Source organism: Mesorhizobium sp. M0800 (genome assembly GCF_040320095.1).
Taxonomy (GTDB): domain Bacteria; phylum Pseudomonadota; class Alphaproteobacteria; order Rhizobiales; family Rhizobiaceae; genus Mesorhizobium.
On record NZ_JAMYOZ010000059.1, the window covers coordinates 1 to 14,567 of the forward strand.

Annotated in this window: 14 protein-coding genes; 3 read left to right on the forward strand and 11 right to left on the reverse strand. The window is 63.7% G+C overall.

Going from position 1 to position 14,567, the window contains the following annotated elements:
- The first annotated feature begins 362 nt into the window (after nucleotides 1–362).
- Complete coding sequence (locus NKI18_RS32565; RefSeq protein WP_352622429.1) at nucleotides 363–770, forward strand: carboxymuconolactone decarboxylase family protein; 408 nt, start codon at nucleotides 363–365, stop codon at nucleotides 768–770.
- A 213-nt stretch (nucleotides 771–983) separates the two neighbouring features.
- Here NKI18_RS32565 and NKI18_RS32570 read toward each other — a convergent pair whose 3' ends face one another.
- The 11 genes from NKI18_RS32570 to NKI18_RS32620 all read right to left on the reverse strand — a co-directional run bounded on the left by NKI18_RS32570 (nucleotide 984) and on the right by NKI18_RS32620 (nucleotide 11,348).
- Nucleotides 984–1,871: an amidohydrolase family protein gene (locus tag NKI18_RS32570; RefSeq protein WP_352622427.1), complete on the reverse strand. Its 888-nt coding sequence runs from the start codon at nucleotides 1,869–1,871 to the stop codon at nucleotides 984–986.
- A complete protein-coding gene (locus tag NKI18_RS32575; RefSeq protein WP_352622425.1) occupies nucleotides 1,871–3,007 on the reverse strand; it encodes a vWA domain-containing protein in 1,137 nt (378 codons plus the stop codon). Before NKI18_RS32575 ends, NKI18_RS32570 begins: the two co-directional genes overlap by 1 nt.
- 234 nt (nucleotides 3,008–3,241) lie before the next feature.
- Nucleotides 3,242–4,123 (reverse strand): AAA family ATPase, encoded by an 882-nt coding sequence (locus NKI18_RS32580; protein WP_352622423.1) that lies wholly within the window; start codon nucleotides 4,121–4,123, stop codon nucleotides 3,242–3,244.
- Nucleotides 4,124–4,132: 9 nt separating this feature from the next.
- Complete coding sequence (locus tag NKI18_RS32585; RefSeq protein ID WP_352622421.1) at nucleotides 4,133–5,137, reverse strand: xanthine dehydrogenase family protein molybdopterin-binding subunit; 1,005 nt, start codon at nucleotides 5,135–5,137, stop codon at nucleotides 4,133–4,135.
- A 1-nt stretch (nucleotide 5,138) separates the two neighbouring features.
- Nucleotides 5,139–6,506: a xanthine dehydrogenase family protein molybdopterin-binding subunit gene (locus tag NKI18_RS32590; protein ID WP_352622419.1), complete on the reverse strand. Its 1,368-nt coding sequence runs from the start codon at nucleotides 6,504–6,506 to the stop codon at nucleotides 5,139–5,141.
- 13 nt (nucleotides 6,507–6,519) lie between these two features.
- Complete coding sequence (locus tag NKI18_RS32595; protein ID WP_352622417.1) at nucleotides 6,520–7,002, reverse strand: (2Fe-2S)-binding protein; 483 nt, start codon at nucleotides 7,000–7,002, stop codon at nucleotides 6,520–6,522.
- 49 nt (nucleotides 7,003–7,051) lie between these two features.
- On the reverse strand, nucleotides 7,052–7,846 hold the full coding sequence (locus tag NKI18_RS32600) for an FAD binding domain-containing protein (protein WP_352622416.1): 795 nt from the start codon (nucleotides 7,844–7,846) through the stop codon (nucleotides 7,052–7,054).
- A 33-nt stretch (nucleotides 7,847–7,879) separates the two neighbouring features.
- Complete coding sequence (locus NKI18_RS32605; RefSeq protein WP_352622414.1) at nucleotides 7,880–8,323, reverse strand: SRPBCC family protein; 444 nt, start codon at nucleotides 8,321–8,323, stop codon at nucleotides 7,880–7,882.
- A 108-nt stretch (nucleotides 8,324–8,431) separates the two neighbouring features.
- Nucleotides 8,432–9,259 (reverse strand): helix-turn-helix domain-containing protein, encoded by an 828-nt coding sequence (locus NKI18_RS32610; RefSeq protein ID WP_353021937.1) that lies wholly within the window; start codon nucleotides 9,257–9,259, stop codon nucleotides 8,432–8,434.
- Between the two features lie 315 nt (nucleotides 9,260–9,574).
- Entirely contained in the window at nucleotides 9,575–10,573 is a 999-nt protein-coding gene (locus NKI18_RS32615) for an ABC transporter permease (RefSeq protein WP_352458732.1), read from the reverse strand.
- A gap of 34 nt (nucleotides 10,574–10,607) precedes the next feature.
- Nucleotides 10,608–11,348 (reverse strand): ATP-binding cassette domain-containing protein, encoded by a 741-nt coding sequence (locus tag NKI18_RS32620; protein WP_502900801.1) that lies wholly within the window; start codon nucleotides 11,346–11,348, stop codon nucleotides 10,608–10,610.
- A 427-nt stretch (nucleotides 11,349–11,775) separates the two neighbouring features.
- On the opposite strand from NKI18_RS32620, the gene NKI18_RS32625 reads away from it, so the two are divergent.
- Both NKI18_RS32625 and NKI18_RS32630 read left to right on the forward strand, forming a co-directional pair.
- The gene (locus NKI18_RS32625; RefSeq protein WP_023675805.1) at nucleotides 11,776–12,765 is read left to right on the forward strand and encodes a sugar-binding protein; all 990 of its coding nucleotides are present in this window, start codon (nucleotides 11,776–11,778) and stop codon (nucleotides 12,763–12,765) included.
- 145 nt (nucleotides 12,766–12,910) lie between these two features.
- Nucleotides 12,911–13,690, forward strand: coding sequence for a FadR/GntR family transcriptional regulator (locus tag NKI18_RS32630; protein WP_023675806.1), 780 nt, complete (start codon nucleotides 12,911–12,913; stop codon nucleotides 13,688–13,690).
- Nucleotides 13,691–14,567: the final 877 nt, after the last annotated feature.

Sequence of the window (14,567 nt, forward strand, 5' to 3'; positions counted from 1 at the left end):
AATACGGATAAGGTGTTCCACGGACGGCTCCCTTGTTTGAGATCTCAACGAACTCATTCTGGCACATCCGATGCCGTCGGGCGCCGTCCACCCCATCATGCCGCTACATCAGAGCGCTGCCGCGGTGCAGAATTCTGTTTCGCTGCGTTCTTCGGCTAAGGTCACGGCATGGATCCCAGGGTCTCCGCGACGGAGCTTCGCTCCTGCTTCGCCCAGGGATGACGAAGGTGAGGGGCTTCGGCCGGCATTCAAGGCCTTGCCTAAGCGCGTCAATTGCTGATTTATCCGAGACGATTAGCCACTTTTTCTCAAGACCTGATTCAACGATCTCGCATAATGATTCAAACGAAAGGGGCCTGCCCATGGCCACCACAAGACTTCTGACCGATGCCGAGGTCGAGGCGATTCCCGCCGTAAAAGCCGTGTTCGACGACATCCGCGCAACGCGCAAATCCGACTTCGTCAACAATTTCTGGCGTGGGCTGGCCAATGATCCGGTCTCGCTGAAGCGGGTGTGGGAGCAGCTCAAGGCGGTGATGGTCGCTGACAGCGCCATCGATCCGCTTACCAAGGAGATGATCTACATCGCCGTCTCGACCGCCAATGGCTGCTCCTATTGCGTCCATTCGCATACGGCGACAGCACGGGCCAAAGGCATGAGCGATGCGCAGCATGGCGAGTTGGTGTCGATCATCGGGCTGGCCGGGCAGACCAACCAGATGGTGACGGCGCTGCAGATCCCGGTCGATCCGGAGTTCGAGGTGCGGTGAGGTGAGGCGCGGCGCCTTCCCTTCTCCCCTTGTGGGAGAAGGTGGCCGAGCGAAGCTCGGTCGGATGAGGGGTGCTGGACGGATCGCGGCCTTGGAGACGTAAGTGCTTCAAATCGCTTGGATTTTCTCCGCCGAGTTCCTTCCGGCACCCCTCATCCGTCTCGGCGCTAAGCGCCGATCCACCTTCTCCCACAAGGGGAGAAGGGATGCGCGCTACACCGGCCGATATACCTTCTCCGCCGTGTTCCAGAAGATATCGGCCTCTGCCGCCGTGCCGTGCTTGCCCACCGCTTCCCGGTGCGCCCTGATCAGCTCGGCATGGCTGGTCCACAGCTTCTCGATCGGGAAGTTCGAGCCGAACATCAGATGATTGCTGCCGAGGATGTCGATGGCATTGTCGACGATATAGGCGATCAGCGCCGGGTCGTTGCGGTGGACGAAGGTGCCGAGGCCGGACAGCTTTGCATAGAAATTGGGCGCCGCTGACAGCGTGCGCAGGCCGGACTTCCACGCCTCGGTGGTCTCCGGCTCCATGTCGGTCAGCATGCCGGCGTGGGTGAGGATGAAATTGGTCTCGGAGTTGTCGCCGACGAGCGTCAGCCCGTCCTTCATCTGGGCTGGGAAAAGCTGCAGGTCGAAGGACAGGCCGTAATCCTTCAGCCGCGCGACATTGGCCCGCACCTTGGGATCGATGACCTGGTCGGCGGAAGCGGCAAAGCGGAAGGCCGGCATTTCGTGCCAGTGCAGCTGCATGCGCACGCCGCGCAGCAGCGGATATTTTTTCAGCCGGTCGATCTGGTGACGCACGTCGTCCACGGTCATGTCGGCATAGCCGACGATGGCGTGCGGCCAGCCGGTTTCTTCCGCGGTCTTCTGCAGGAAGGCGACCTCTTTTTCGAAATCCTCCTTGGCCCAGTTGGTCTGCACATAGACCGCCTTCTCGACACCCGAACCTTGCTGATCGGCGAGGAATTCCTCGATCGGATAATCGCGGCGGATCGGCTCGTATGGACCGAAGATGCGCGGCACCATCGGCCCGCGCAGCCAGGGCTGGTCCTCTCGGCGCCAGATGTGGAAATGCGCGTCGATCGCCTTTTGCATCACAAAACCCTCGTCCAGATTGCCGCGGCCGCCGGAGCTGGGCGGGCGAGCGACAGGATGAAATCGGTGAGGCCGGCGATCGACGAGCCGTCGACCAGATCGTCGAGCATCGGCAGGATGGCGCGAAGTGCTGCCGTGGCCGGCCGGAAGCGCGGGTCGCCGGCCAGCGGCGTCGCCAGCGAAAGCCGAAAGGCGCGGGCGCTCAGCCGGCGCATCGCGGTCTCCAGCTCGGCATGATCGCCGCGCTCCAGCGCATCGGACAGGATGACGATTGCCGCCCCGCGCGCAAAAGCGGAGAAGCGCGGCACCGACAGGAAGGCGAGCAGTGTCGGTCCCATGCGGGTGCCGCCGTCCCAGTCGTCGACCTGCGCAGCGGCGCGGGCCAGCGCCTGGTCGCGATCGCGAATGCGCAGCGGCGAGGTGATGCGGGTCAGCCGTGTGCCGAAAGTGAAGATTTCCGCCCGGTCGGCGCCTTGCACGGCCCCATGCGCCAGCTTGAGATAGTCCGATGTGTAGAGCTTCATCGAGCCGGACACATCGATGATGATGAGAAGCTTGCGCGGCACTGTCTGCCGCTGGCGCAGCAGCGGCGAGGGGATATCGCCGTCGGCACTGACGATTTCGCGCAGCGAGCGGCGCAGGTCGAGCTTGCCGCGGGCATGCGTGCGCACGGTGCGGAAGGAGCGGCGGGCGGGCAACGCGGTGGCGAGCTTGCGGCGGAAGGCGGCAAGCCCGTCGCTGTCGCGCTGGAACTCGCGGACGCTCAACTGTTCGCTGGCCGAAGACAGTTCGCCGCCTTGCTCCTGGCGGACCACCTCGATTTCTTCTTCGCCCGTTGCACCATCGTCCTTGATGCGGGTTTCCTCGTCGGCCTCGCCTTCGACCACGGCAGCAGTGCTGCCATAGAAATGGCTCCGGAAATGCGCCTCGAATTCGTCGCGGCGGTCGGGCGGCGGCGCCAGCGTGGCAAGGGCCGCCTCGTGGATGTCGGCCATCGAGCGCGGCCCGAGCAGCGTCACCGCCTGCATGAAACCGGAGACCTGTTCGGGCGCTATGGCAAAGCCGTAGCGGCGCAGAAGGCGGGCAAAGCCGAGCAAGGGGGTGGCCGCGCGAGGTAAGCTGACTTTGTTACACATGGCTGACAGGTCTTCGGCGTCGCGATCCTTCGCGCCCCCCTCTGTCCTGCCGGACATCTCCCCCACGAGGGGGGAGATTGGCGGTCACGAATGCTTTCGCCAATCTCCAATGTTGCAGGAAGGGCGACGCCGACGAAACTGCCAATCTCCCCCCTCGTGGGGGAGATGTCCGGCAGGACAGAGGGGGGCGCCGTAGAGCGCCAGTATTGTGGAAAGAGGCGGGTCGATCGTGCATCACGCCAGCGCCTCCTCGACAATCTTGCCGAGCTCCGGCGCGATGCAGGATAGATCCTCCTCGTCCTTGATCAGCACGCCGATGGCGCGGCGAAACGCTTGCGGCCATGGGCTGCCGCCCTTTTCGAGGATGGTCGCGGCATTGGCCCATTCGACCGCCTCGGCGATGCCTGGCGGCTTGGCCAACGGACGGGCGCGAATGTCGCGCACGGCAGCAGCCACGGCGCGGGCCGTGGCCTCGGCGACATCGCCGGCGCGCAGCATGATGATCTCGGCTTCGCGCCCGGCGTCGGGATAGGTGATCCAGTGGTAGACGCAGCGCCGCCGCAGCGCTTCGGCCAGTTCACGGGTGCGGTTCGAGGTCAGGATGACGATCGGCTGCGCCGTCGCGCGAATGGTGCCGCGCTCGGGAATACTGATTTGGAAATCGGAGAGGAACTCCAGCAGCAGGGCTTCGAATTCATGGTCGGAACGGTCGATCTCGTCGACCAGCAGCACGCGCTTTTCCGGCGCCTTCAGCACCTGCAGCAGCGGCCGCGCGATCAGAAAGCGGTCGTCGTAGATGTCGATCTCGTGCTCGCCGGCATGGCGGATGGCGAGCAGCTGGCGCTGGTAGTTCCATTCGTAGAGCGCGTGTGCGGCGTCGATGCCCTCATAGCATTGCAGCCGCACCAGATCGCGTCCGAGCACCTCGGCTATCGCCTTCGCCGCTTCCGTCTTGCCGACGCCGGGCGCGCCTTCGAGCAGCAGCGGCTTGCCCAGCCGGATCGTCAGGAAGATGGCGGTGGCCAGGCTCTCATCGGCGAGATAGTGCGAGGCGGCGAGGCGGGACGCCACCGCCTCCGGCGAGGTCGCGACTGTCTCGGCACTTCTCTTGGGCATTTCCAGCACTCAGTTCGGGGCTTGCGCCTTCAGCGCCCGCAGGATGCGCTCCGGCGTGATCGGCAGCGTGTCGATGCGCACGCCGACGGCGTCGAAGACGGCATTGGCGACCGCCGGGATCTGCGGGTTGGCGCACATTTCGCCCGGCCCCTTGGCGCCATACGGCCCGTCGGCCGAGGGCCGTTCCAGCACGATGATGTCGGTTTCGGCAAGATCGCCAGGACCCGGCATCAGATATTGGTTGAAGTCGGTGCCGCCATGGTCGCGATTGGGATAATAGGGTTCGGTCGTTTCGTAGAGCGCATGGCTGATGCCCATCCACGAGCCTCCGACCAGCTGCTGCTCGACCATTTTCGGGTTCAGCGCGCGGCCGATCTCGAACACGTTCTTCACCGTCAGCACGGTGACCTCGCCCGTCTCGTCGTCGACCTCGACCTCGGCAACCGTGCAGGCGTGCGCATAGCAGGTCGAGGGCTTCATCGCGCCGGTCTCTTTCTCCGGATAGGAGCGCGGGATCAAAAACATGCCGCGGCCGGAAATCGAACGGCCGCGCTTGAAATGCGCTGACAGCGCGACATCGAAGATCGAGATCGATTTCTGCGGCGCGCCCTTGACCAGGATATTGCCCTGGCCATCGGTCTCGAGGTCCGAGGCATTCACCTCCAGCTCCTCGGCCGCCACTTCCAGCATCACCTGGCGGGCTTCCCTGGCCGCCTGGATGACGGCGTTGCCGGCGCGGTGCGTGCCGCGCGAGGCGAAGGTGCCCATGCAATGCGGGCCGGTGTCGGTGTCGGCGGTGTCGACGACGACGCGGTCGGTCGGCACGCCGATCGTCTCGGCGCAGATCTGCGCCATGATCTGCTTCATGCCCTGGCCGAGGTCGACGCTCGACAGCGTGACCATGAAATTGCCGGTCGGCGTCGAATGGACCAGCGCCTGCGTCGGGTCGCCGCCGAGATTCATGCCGGTCGGATAATTGATCGCGGCGACGCCGCGTCCGCGCCTGATCGCCATCTCAAGCTCCCTTCGCGTAAGAGGACATCGCCATGAATTTTTCCGCCACAGGCCAGTTGGCGGCGCGCGAGGCTTCCTGCATGCACTCGATCAGTGCCGCGCCCTCGGTCGGCTGCCGGTGTGCCTTGATGTCGCCGTCACGATAGGCGTTGATGAAACGGAATTCGAGCGGGTCCATGCCGATCAGCCGGGCGAGCTTGTCCATCTGCACCTCCAGCGCGAAATCGCCAATCGTCACGCCGAAGCCGCGCATCGCCGAGGACGGGGTGCGGTTGGTGTAGACGCAGTAGGTGTCGATCCAGACATTCGGGATCGTATACGGGCCGGGATAATGCCCGGCGCCCTTCTGTGCGCCGTAGGGCGAATGGCGCGAATAGGCGCCGGCGTCGGTGTAGCCGGTCACTTTGCGCGCGACGATGCGGCCGTCGTTCATGACGCCGTCCTTGATGACGACTTTCTCGGCGGCGCGCGGCGAGGAAATCTGCATCTCTTCCTCGCGGCTGTAGATAAAACAGACCGGTCGTCCTGTTATTTTGGCGCCAAGGATGGCGATCGGCTCGACGATGACGTCGACCTTGCCGCCAAAGCCGCCGCCGACAGTGCCGCCGACGAAATGCAGCTTGTTGCCGGGCATCTGCAGGATGATCGAGGCGTTATCGAGAGTGAAGAACATCGCCTGCGTGTTGGTGTAGCAGGTGAAGCGGTCGTTGCCCTCCGGCGCGACGATGCAGCCGGTCGTCTCGGTCGGCGCATGCTCGATCGGTGAAGACTGGTAGGTCTGTTCGAGCACGCGGTCGGCTCCTGTAAAGCCTGCCTCGACATCGCCGAAGCGCACCTTGCGGCATTCGCCGCTATCGTAGAGGTAATAATTCCGGCCGTGATATTCGTTGACGATCGGCGCGCCGGGCTTCAGCGCTTCGTCCATGTCGAAGACGGCCGGCAGCACCTCGTAATCGACCTTGACCTTGGCGGCGGCTTCCTGGGCGGCACGCTCGGTCTCGGCCAGCACCGCCACCACGGCCTCGCCCTTCCAGCGCACCTTGCCGTCGGCCAGCACCGTCTCGTCCTCCGGCCCGATCTGGATCAGGATCAGGATGGTGTAGACATTGTGCGGCACATCCTTGGCGGTCAGCACCTTGACGACGCCGGGGTGCTTTTCCGCCTCTGACGTATCGATGCTGCGGATGCGGGCGTGATGATGCGGGCTGCGCACCATCTTCAGGTGCAGCATGCCGGGAAAATTGCGGTCGGCGAAATAGGCGGTCTTGCCGGTGACATGGCCGGGCGAATCCGAACGCGGCCGCGGCTGGCCGATCTCGTGCAGATCGTCCTTGCGCTGGTCGGCGAAGTAGTTCTTGCGGAGTTCCATCTTTTTGACTCCCTCAAGCCGCGTTCTGCGAATTGGAGCGCGCAGCGCTCAGCACCGCCTGGATGATCGGTTCGTAGCCGGTGCAGCGGCAGATATTGCCCGACAACGCCTCGACCACGTCCTCGCGGCTGGGGTTCGGGGTTTGGTCGAGCAGCACCTTGGCGGCCATGATCATGCCCGGCGTGCAGAAACCGCATTGCGTCGCGAAGGCGTCGAGGAAAGCGCGTTGCAGCGGATGCAGCACGCCGCCTTCTGCCAGCCCCGTGGTCGTGGTAATGGCCGCACCGTTGCAGGTCTCCGCCAGCGTCAGGCAGGACAGCCTGAGCTCGCCGTCGATGATGACCGAGCACGCGCCGCAGGTGCCTTGATGGCAGCCGCCCTTCGGCGAGGTGTCGCCGATCTTGTCGCGCAGCGCATGAAGCAGCGTCGTGCCGCTGTCGATGAACTCGGCTTTCTCCGCACCATTGAGAGTGAACTGAACCGGGACCTTTGCCATCTTTTTACTCCTTGCGCCGCAGCCAGGCGGACATACGCGCCACGGTCTTTCAGGCGAGCAGCAGCCGGCCGAGATGGACCGGCAGGACTTCGTAGCGATACCAGGCGCTGGCGATCGGATCGGTTGGCGGCGAAGTGCCGTCGCGCGCAACAGCCAGTGCCGGTGCGATGCCCTCGCTCGTGAGTTTGCGGCCAATCAGGGCCTTCTCCGCCGCCCTGGCACGGATCGGCCGGTCGGCCATGCAGCCGAGCGCGATCCGCGCGGATGACACGGTGCCGTCCGGTGCGTCCTCCAGCACGGTGGCGATGCTCAGCACCGAAATGCCCTTTGGCTTGACCCTCGACACTTTCAGGAAGCGAAAGCCGCCTTCCTTCGGAATCGTGAAGCCGACCGCAGTGACGATGGCGTGGTTGCTTTCGCGTTTCGCCAGGAATGTCTCAATCGGCAGCTCGCCGTCATCGGCGCTGACAGTTGCATCCAAAGCCAGCAGCGCAACGGTGAAATCGCCGTAAGGCGTTGGCGCGAAGAGATTGCCGCCGACGCTCGCCATGTTGCGGATCGCCGGGCCGCCGACGGCGCGCGCGGCGTGGGCAAGAGTGGCCAGATCCGGGTGACGGGCGATCGCCGCCATGGTCACCGAAGCGCCGATGCGGACCGTGCCGCCGGAGACCGTGATGGCCGACAACGCCGGGTCGGTCGACCTGACGAAACCGGAGATCGACACGAAGCCTTCATTGACGGCGCGCACGACCAGCGTGCCGCCACCGAGATAGCGGGCGCCGGCGGCTTTCAGCGCCGCGCTGGCGTCCTTCACCGTCGCGAAAGTCTGCAGTGCAAGCGCCATGGAACGCTCCCTTTTTCGGGGTTAGTCCGTCATTCAACTCTGGCCGGCAAAGTGGTTCTTCAGGGCGTTGAACCCGCCCTGGAAAACATTGGCGCCCATGCCTTCGGCCAATTTATCGGCTTCCTCGGGAGCGGCGTCGAAGCTGGCGGTCCATTCGGCATAGGTGCGGTCGCCGTCCGTCACCCGCCGCAACTGCAGCGTCGACTTGTGATTGGTCAGCGGCTGCGGCGTCTCCAGGATGGCGTAGCTGACGAGGAAGTTCTCGTCGGAGAAATCGAGCAGCTTTTCGCGGAGGCGGGCGCCGCTGGCGAGCTGGAAATTGCGCACGCAGCCGATCGTGCCGGCATCCTTGCCGTCCTCGATATGGCTTTCGACCATGCGCGGGTGCCAGGTCGGCAGGCCGTTGAAGTCGCGTATGCGCGCCCAGACCCTTTCGACCGGCGCGTCGATGACGCTGGAGATGGTGACTTTCGCCATATGATCGTTCCCTTGCAAATCAGCTGCCTGGGAGGGTAGGGCGGCAGGCTCGGCGGCGCTTATCAATGCGTCTTGAACGCCTATCAAATAGTCTGAAAAAACGGGCGCTCAGCTGATCGCCCGCGCCGCCTCGCGGTAAAGCGTCGGCGGGACGCCGACATGGTCGCGGAAGAAGCGCGAGAAATTGCCTTGCGTGGTGAAGCCGAGATTGCAGGCGACCGAGATCAGCGGCTCCTGCGACCACTGCAACTGCCGCACCGCTTCCTCCATGCGCAGCGTGTTCCAATAGACGTTGGGCGTCAGATTGGTCTGTTCCTTGAACAGCGCGAAAAAATGTGGCCGCGACAGGCCGACGCTGCGCGCCACGTCGTCGAAGCAGATACGCTCGCAGACATTGGCTTTCATCAGCTGGATCGCCTTGCGGACGCGGAAGTCCTGCATGGTGTTGACGCGGCCACGCACGGTCTGCGGTGCGGACGCGTCGGCGGCATCGAGCACGCTGTCGATGAAGCGCTCGATCTCGTAATTGGCGATGTCGTCGATGCTCTCATTGTCGCTGAGATGGTCGAGGAGGTTAGCCGCTGCCTTGTGCAGCCAAGGCTCGAGCGTGATTGCCGGGGCGGAGAACAGCGGCGCGGAGGAAGGCAGCTCGCGGCGCCTTCGAGCCCAGTCCGGATCGATGTAAAAGGCGAGGAACAGGCCGGGCGTGCCGTCGCGGGACAGAGCGTGGCTGTGCGGCTGGAAGGAATTGATGCCGGCGGCGGTGCCCGGTCCAAGCCGCACCGTCTCGCGGCCGATGGTCATCTCGCCGGCCGTGCCTTCCAGCCAGATGATGATATGCGCCTCGACATGGGCATGGGTGACGAAGTCGCTGGCGACGTTCAGGACAGAAACATGTCCGAACCGGCCCCAGTAGAGCCTGATCGCTTCCGTCATGGGTATATCCTCCCGCAGGCGACTGGCCTCCCTTCGCCTGCTGCGAGCGATTGTGCGGCTCAGTTCGGGCTTGCGTCAAGACGGATGTGCACGTCCGGGCGCCGGCCATGCGCCGCAGCGGCGGATTTTCAGACCCGGCGATAGGAGCGCGTCCCCTTCTCCCCCTGTGGGAGAAGGTGGATCGGCGCGCTAGCGCCGAGACGGTTGAGGGGTGTTGGAAGAAATGAGGCGATGCCAAGCTGGAGCACCCCTCATCCGTCGCCTTCGGCGACACCTTCTCCCACAAGGGGAGAAGGGGGAGGCTGCGCTTGAACGTCAGTCGTTGCGCCTGAAATTGCGGATGCGGTCGAACAGCACGGCGAGCAGGATGGCGCCGCCGATGAACACGCCTTGCCAGAAGGCATTGATGCCGAGCAGGCCGAGGCTGTTGCGGATGACCTCGATCAGCGCCGCGCCGACGACCGCACCGAAGGCCGTGCCCATGCCGCCGGCCAGGTTGGCGCCACCGATGACGGTGGCGGCGATCACCTGAAGCTCCATGCCGTTGCCGAGATTGGTGGTGACCGCGCCCAGCCAGCCGGTCTGGATGATGCCGGCAAGGCCAGCCGCCATTGCCGAGATCATGTAGACGACGACCTTGATCTGGCGCACCGGAACGCCGGTCAGCGTTGCCGCATGCTCGTTGCCGCCGATGGCGAAGATGTGCCGGCCGAATTTCGTCCAGCGCAGCACAAAGCCGGTGATCAACGCCAGCACGATCATGTAAAGCACCGGATTGGCGATGCCGAACACCCAGGCGCCGCCGCCCAGCGCCAGCAGCTTGTCGTGATCCGGCCCGAACTGGAAGACGACGGTGTTGTTGGAGGCGACCATGGCTAGGCTGCGTGCGATCGACAGCATGCCGAGCGTCACCACGAAAGGCGGAAAGCCGAGATAGGCGATCAGAACCCCGTTGAAGGCGCCGATGATCAGCGCTGTGGCGATCGCAGCGGCAATGCCGATCTCGATGCCGTAGCCGGCATGCATGGTCACGGCCAGCACCATCGAGCACAGGCAAAGCACCGAGCCGACCGACAGGTCGATACCGCCGGTGATGATGACGAAGGTCATGCCGAGCGCCACAATGGCGACGAAGGTGACGTTGCGGGTGATGTTGTAGAGGTTCTTGGTCGTGGCAAAGGAATCCGTGGCCACCGACAGGAACAGGCAGGCGAGGATGACCGCGATCACCACCCAGAAGGTCTGGCTGGCAAACACCTTGCTCAGCAAGGTGTGCTGCTTGTGCGCGATCGTCTGATCAAGGGTGACTGCCATTATCGACCTTTTTTACTCATGGTTGAGGCGTCAATCATACCTGTTCGATGGCGCCGGTGATGAGCCCGGTGACTTCTTCCGGCGAACTCGATGCGATCGTCTTGTCGGCGACCTTGCGGCCGCGCCGCATGACGATGACGCGGTCGGCGACGTCAAAGACGTCGGGCATGCGGTGGCTGATCAGCACGACGGCGATGCCCTGGTCGCGCAAATGGCGGATCAGGTTCAGCACCTCGGCGACCTGGCGCACCGAGATCGCCGCCGTCGGCTCGTCCATCAGCACGATCTTGGCCTGCGAAAGCATGGTGCGGGCGATCGCTACCGCCTGCCGCTGGCCGCCCGACATTTGTTTGACCAGGTCGCGCGGGCGCGTTTCGGATTTCAGCTCGGCGAAGATCTGGCCGGCACGCTTGTACATCGCGGCATAGTCGAGGATGCGAAGCGGCCCGAGGCCGCGGCGCAATTCACGGCCGAGATAGACGTTGGCGGCGGCCGTCAGATTGTTGCACAGTGCCAGGTCCTGATGGACGATTTCGATGCCGTGCTGGCGCGCCTCGACCGGCTTGTGCAGGATCATCTCCTTGCCGTCCATCTGCATCGTGCCATGGCTCGGCGGGAAATTGCCGGCGATCATCTTGACCAGCGTCGACTTGCCGGCGCCGTTGTCGCCCATCAGGCCGACAACCTGTCCGGCCTCGATCGACAACGAAACGTCGTTGACCGCCTGGATGGCGCCAAAATGCTTCGAGATGTTGGTGAGTTCGAGAACCGCCACCAGCCTTCTTGCCTCCCCGTGCTTTGCGGCCTGCGGTTCTGCCGCGGCCATTCGCTCTCCCCAGTTCCTCCCGGAAGCAGCGATTTTGCCCATTTACGCATAAGCCTCCTTGGCGTCAACCACGGCTTCTTTCGAAAAATCAGTTTTGTAGGACAAATAGCATTGACGTCGGTGACAAGGCGATATTAGCTAAGTGTCGGAGGAGCTTGCGCCGAGCCCCCGGGTTGCCGGAAGGAATCGGTGAGGGTTTGTCGGTCAGGGATTTGGTAACCAGCGATATCTGTCGGTGCCGGTCTGAGACTGAATATGAAAATGCTTATCGACCTGGCTTGGCGACACGAGTGCGACGTCCTCTGTCATCTTGCTCCGGGTCGATCTGTGTGTGGCGGGCACGCGGTGTCCGTTTGTTTCAAAAGGGAGGACTGACATGAGGAAATCACTATTGCTCGCTGCCGCCGCCGTCATGGCGTTGGGTGCCGGGCCGGCCATGGCCAAGAAACAGCTCGTCATCGTCGTGAAGGGTCTCGACAATCCATTCTTCGAGGCCATCCACCAGGGTTGCGAGAAATGGAACAAGGAAAACGCCAGCTCGGAATATGAATGCTTCTACACCGGACCGGCATCGACCTCGGATGAGGCCGGTGAAGCCCAGATCGTCCAGGACATGCTGAGCAAGCCCGATACGGTGGCAATGGCGATTTCGCCATCGAACGCGCCGCTGATCGCGCAGACGATCAAAAGCGCCAATCCGTCGATCCCGATCATGACCCTCGACGCCGACCTCAGCAAGGAAGATGCGGCGCTGCGCAAGACCTATCTCGGCACCGACAACTACCTGATGGGTCACAAGATCGGCGAATACATCAAGAAGGCCAAGCCGAATGGCGGCAAGATCTGCACCATCGAAGGCAATCCGGCCGCCGACAACATCCTGCGCCGCGCGCAGGGCATGCGTGACGCGCTGTCGGGCAAGGACGGCCTCGCGGCGCTGGCGGGCGAAGGCGGCTGGACGGAAGTTGCCGGCTGCCCGGTGTTCACCAATGACGACGGCGCCAAGGGCGTGCAGGCGATGACCGACATCCTCGCCGCCAATCCCGATCTCGACGCCTTCGGTATCATGGGCGGCTGGCCGCTGTTCGGCGCTCCGCAGCCCTACCGCGACCTGTTCAAGCCGATGGCCGACAAGATCGCCAGCAACGCCTTTGTCATCGGCGCCGCCGACACGATCGGCGACGAGGTGGCGATTGCTCGTGACGGGCTGGTGACCGCGCTGGTTGGCCAGCGGCCGTTCGAGATGGGCTACAAGGCACCCTCGGTGATGATCGACCTGGTCGACGGCAAGCCGGTCGCCGATCCGGTGTTCACCGGCCTCGACGAATGCACCAAGGACACCGTCGACACCTGCATCCAGAAGTAGGTTCGCAGTTTCGGGGCGCCCGTCGGGCGCCCCGTTACGCATCGTCCATACAAAACGCACGAGGCGACGCTGCTTTGGAGCGTAGGCCGCTGCTTTGCCGTGCCCTGAGTTCAGGCTTTCGACAAGCAGTTGCCGGGGAATACCAATGCCGGACGCGACATCAAAAAAGCGACCCGCCAAATTCAAGGCAGAGCCTGGGCGGCCGGCCGTCGTTCGGCGTGCCGATGCCGCACACTTTCCCGGCTCGAGTGTGCACGCCTCGCTCGCCAACGAAATCGGGCTGAGGATCGTGCGCGGCGACTATCCGCCGGGAACCATCCTGCCCAACGAAGCCAAATGGTCCGAGACCTTCGACGTCAGCCGCTCGGCGGTGCGCGAAGCCATAAAAATGCTGATGGCGAAGAGCCTATTGGCGTCACGCCCGAAAATCGGCAGCTGGGTCGAGCCGAAGGAACGCTGGAACCTGCTCGATCGCGACGTACTGGCCTGGTACGCGACCTCGCCGGACCGTGAGGTGTTCCTCAGGACCGTGCAGGAGTTCCGCCACATCATCGAGCCGGAGGCCAGCGCCTTTGCCGCCATGCGGCGCACCGACGAGCAGATGGCCGAGATCAGCCAGGCCTGCCGCGAGATGGGCGAGGCAACCAATCTGCAGGAGCGGACGCGCGCCGACACGCGGTTTCACCTCGCCATCCTGCGGGCCTCGGGCAACGATCTGCTGGTGCCGCTCGGCGTGCTGATCGAATCGGCGCTCGACCATTTGTTCCAGTTCGTCACCCGCGAGACCAGCGATCAGCGGCGGGCGCAGGCACTGCACGAGGCGATCGAGAAGAACATCCGCCTGCAGCGGCCCGCTGCAGCCCGCGCCGCGGTGCACAGACTGCTCGCCAATACCGACGACGTTATCGGCCGGTCGCGCCGGTGATGGTTGCGCCAGGGCTGGCGTTGCTCCGAACGATTGCAAAACTCGCATTCCTTCGCGCCCCTCTCTGTCCTGCCGGACATCTCCCCCACGAGGGGGAGATTGGATGCCACTTCGGCTTTCGCTGATCATCAACGCTAGGCAATGAGGGCGGCGACCTCGGGTGGGAAAGGAATTCGGACTTTTTTGCCGTCGCAGCTATTTTGTTCTTGCTTTGTGCCGGCAGCTATGCTACCAATTTCGGTATGGTGCTAATTGGCTCCAACGACCCGCCCGCCGAGGCGGTTTTTTTGTTTTTGGCTTCTTCCGATCGGAAGTGCGCGTGCTTTGGTGCACAGACTTCTCGCCAATACCGACGTTATCGGCCGGTTTCGGCGCTGATTCGATCGTTTCTCGGCCAACTGCGTGTAAGTCGGGTCAACCAGCAACGAAGGTCGATCATTCCCGTTAGTCGCAAATCGCAAATTTAGGAGATTAGCCGAAACCCTCCCTTCGTCATCCCTGGGCGGAGCAAGGAGCGAAGCGACGCGGCGCAGACCCTGGGATCCATGCCGTTACCTTGCGGCAGTGCTCCAGCAGACCAGAACCAAACGCTGCCACCCGGTCCTGCGAAAAAGCTCGAAGCACTCTGGGACTGGTCGTCTCGATCAATTCGGTCTTCCATTGGCGGAGCCAGCGCTTCCGCAGCTTCTGGCTCGCGGTCATGGTGGAAGGGCGACGAGCGCAATGGCGGATACAAGCGCCGTTCTGAGCCGCTGCATTCTTCGGCTGATGTCACGGCATGATGGGGTGGACGGCGCCCGACGGCATCGGATGTGCCAGAATGAGTTCGTTGAGATCTCAAACAAGGGAGCCGTCCGTGGAACACCTTATCCGTATT

Coding starts and splice junctions, on each gene's coding strand:
- NKI18_RS32565 (WP_352622429.1), top strand. CDS start 363: ATGGCCACCACAAGACTTCTGACCGATGCCGAGGTCGAGGCGATTCCC.
- NKI18_RS32570 (WP_352622427.1), bottom strand. CDS start 1,871: ATGCAAAAGGCGATCGACGCGCATTTCCACATCTGGCGCCGAGAGGAC.
- NKI18_RS32575 (WP_352622425.1), bottom strand. CDS start 3,007: ATGTGTAACAAAGTCAGCTTACCTCGCGCGGCCACCCCCTTGCTCGGC.
- NKI18_RS32580 (WP_352622423.1), bottom strand. CDS start 4,123: ATGCCCAAGAGAAGTGCCGAGACAGTCGCGACCTCGCCGGAGGCGGTG.
- NKI18_RS32585 (WP_352622421.1), bottom strand. CDS start 5,137: ATGGCGATCAGGCGCGGACGCGGCGTCGCCGCGATCAATTATCCGACC.
- NKI18_RS32590 (WP_352622419.1), bottom strand. CDS start 6,506: ATGGAACTCCGCAAGAACTACTTCGCCGACCAGCGCAAGGACGATCTG.
- NKI18_RS32595 (WP_352622417.1), bottom strand. CDS start 7,002: ATGGCAAAGGTCCCGGTTCAGTTCACTCTCAATGGTGCGGAGAAAGCC.
- NKI18_RS32600 (WP_352622416.1), bottom strand. CDS start 7,846: ATGGCGCTTGCACTGCAGACTTTCGCGACGGTGAAGGACGCCAGCGCG.
- NKI18_RS32605 (WP_352622414.1), bottom strand. CDS start 8,323: ATGGCGAAAGTCACCATCTCCAGCGTCATCGACGCGCCGGTCGAAAGG.
- NKI18_RS32610 (WP_353021937.1), bottom strand. CDS start 9,259: ATGACGGAAGCGATCAGGCTCTACTGGGGCCGGTTCGGACATGTTTCT.
- NKI18_RS32615 (WP_352458732.1), bottom strand. CDS start 10,573: ATGGCAGTCACCCTTGATCAGACGATCGCGCACAAGCAGCACACCTTG.
- NKI18_RS32625 (WP_023675805.1), top strand. CDS start 11,776: ATGAGGAAATCACTATTGCTCGCTGCCGCCGCCGTCATGGCGTTGGGT.
- NKI18_RS32630 (WP_023675806.1), top strand. CDS start 12,911: ATGCCGGACGCGACATCAAAAAAGCGACCCGCCAAATTCAAGGCAGAG.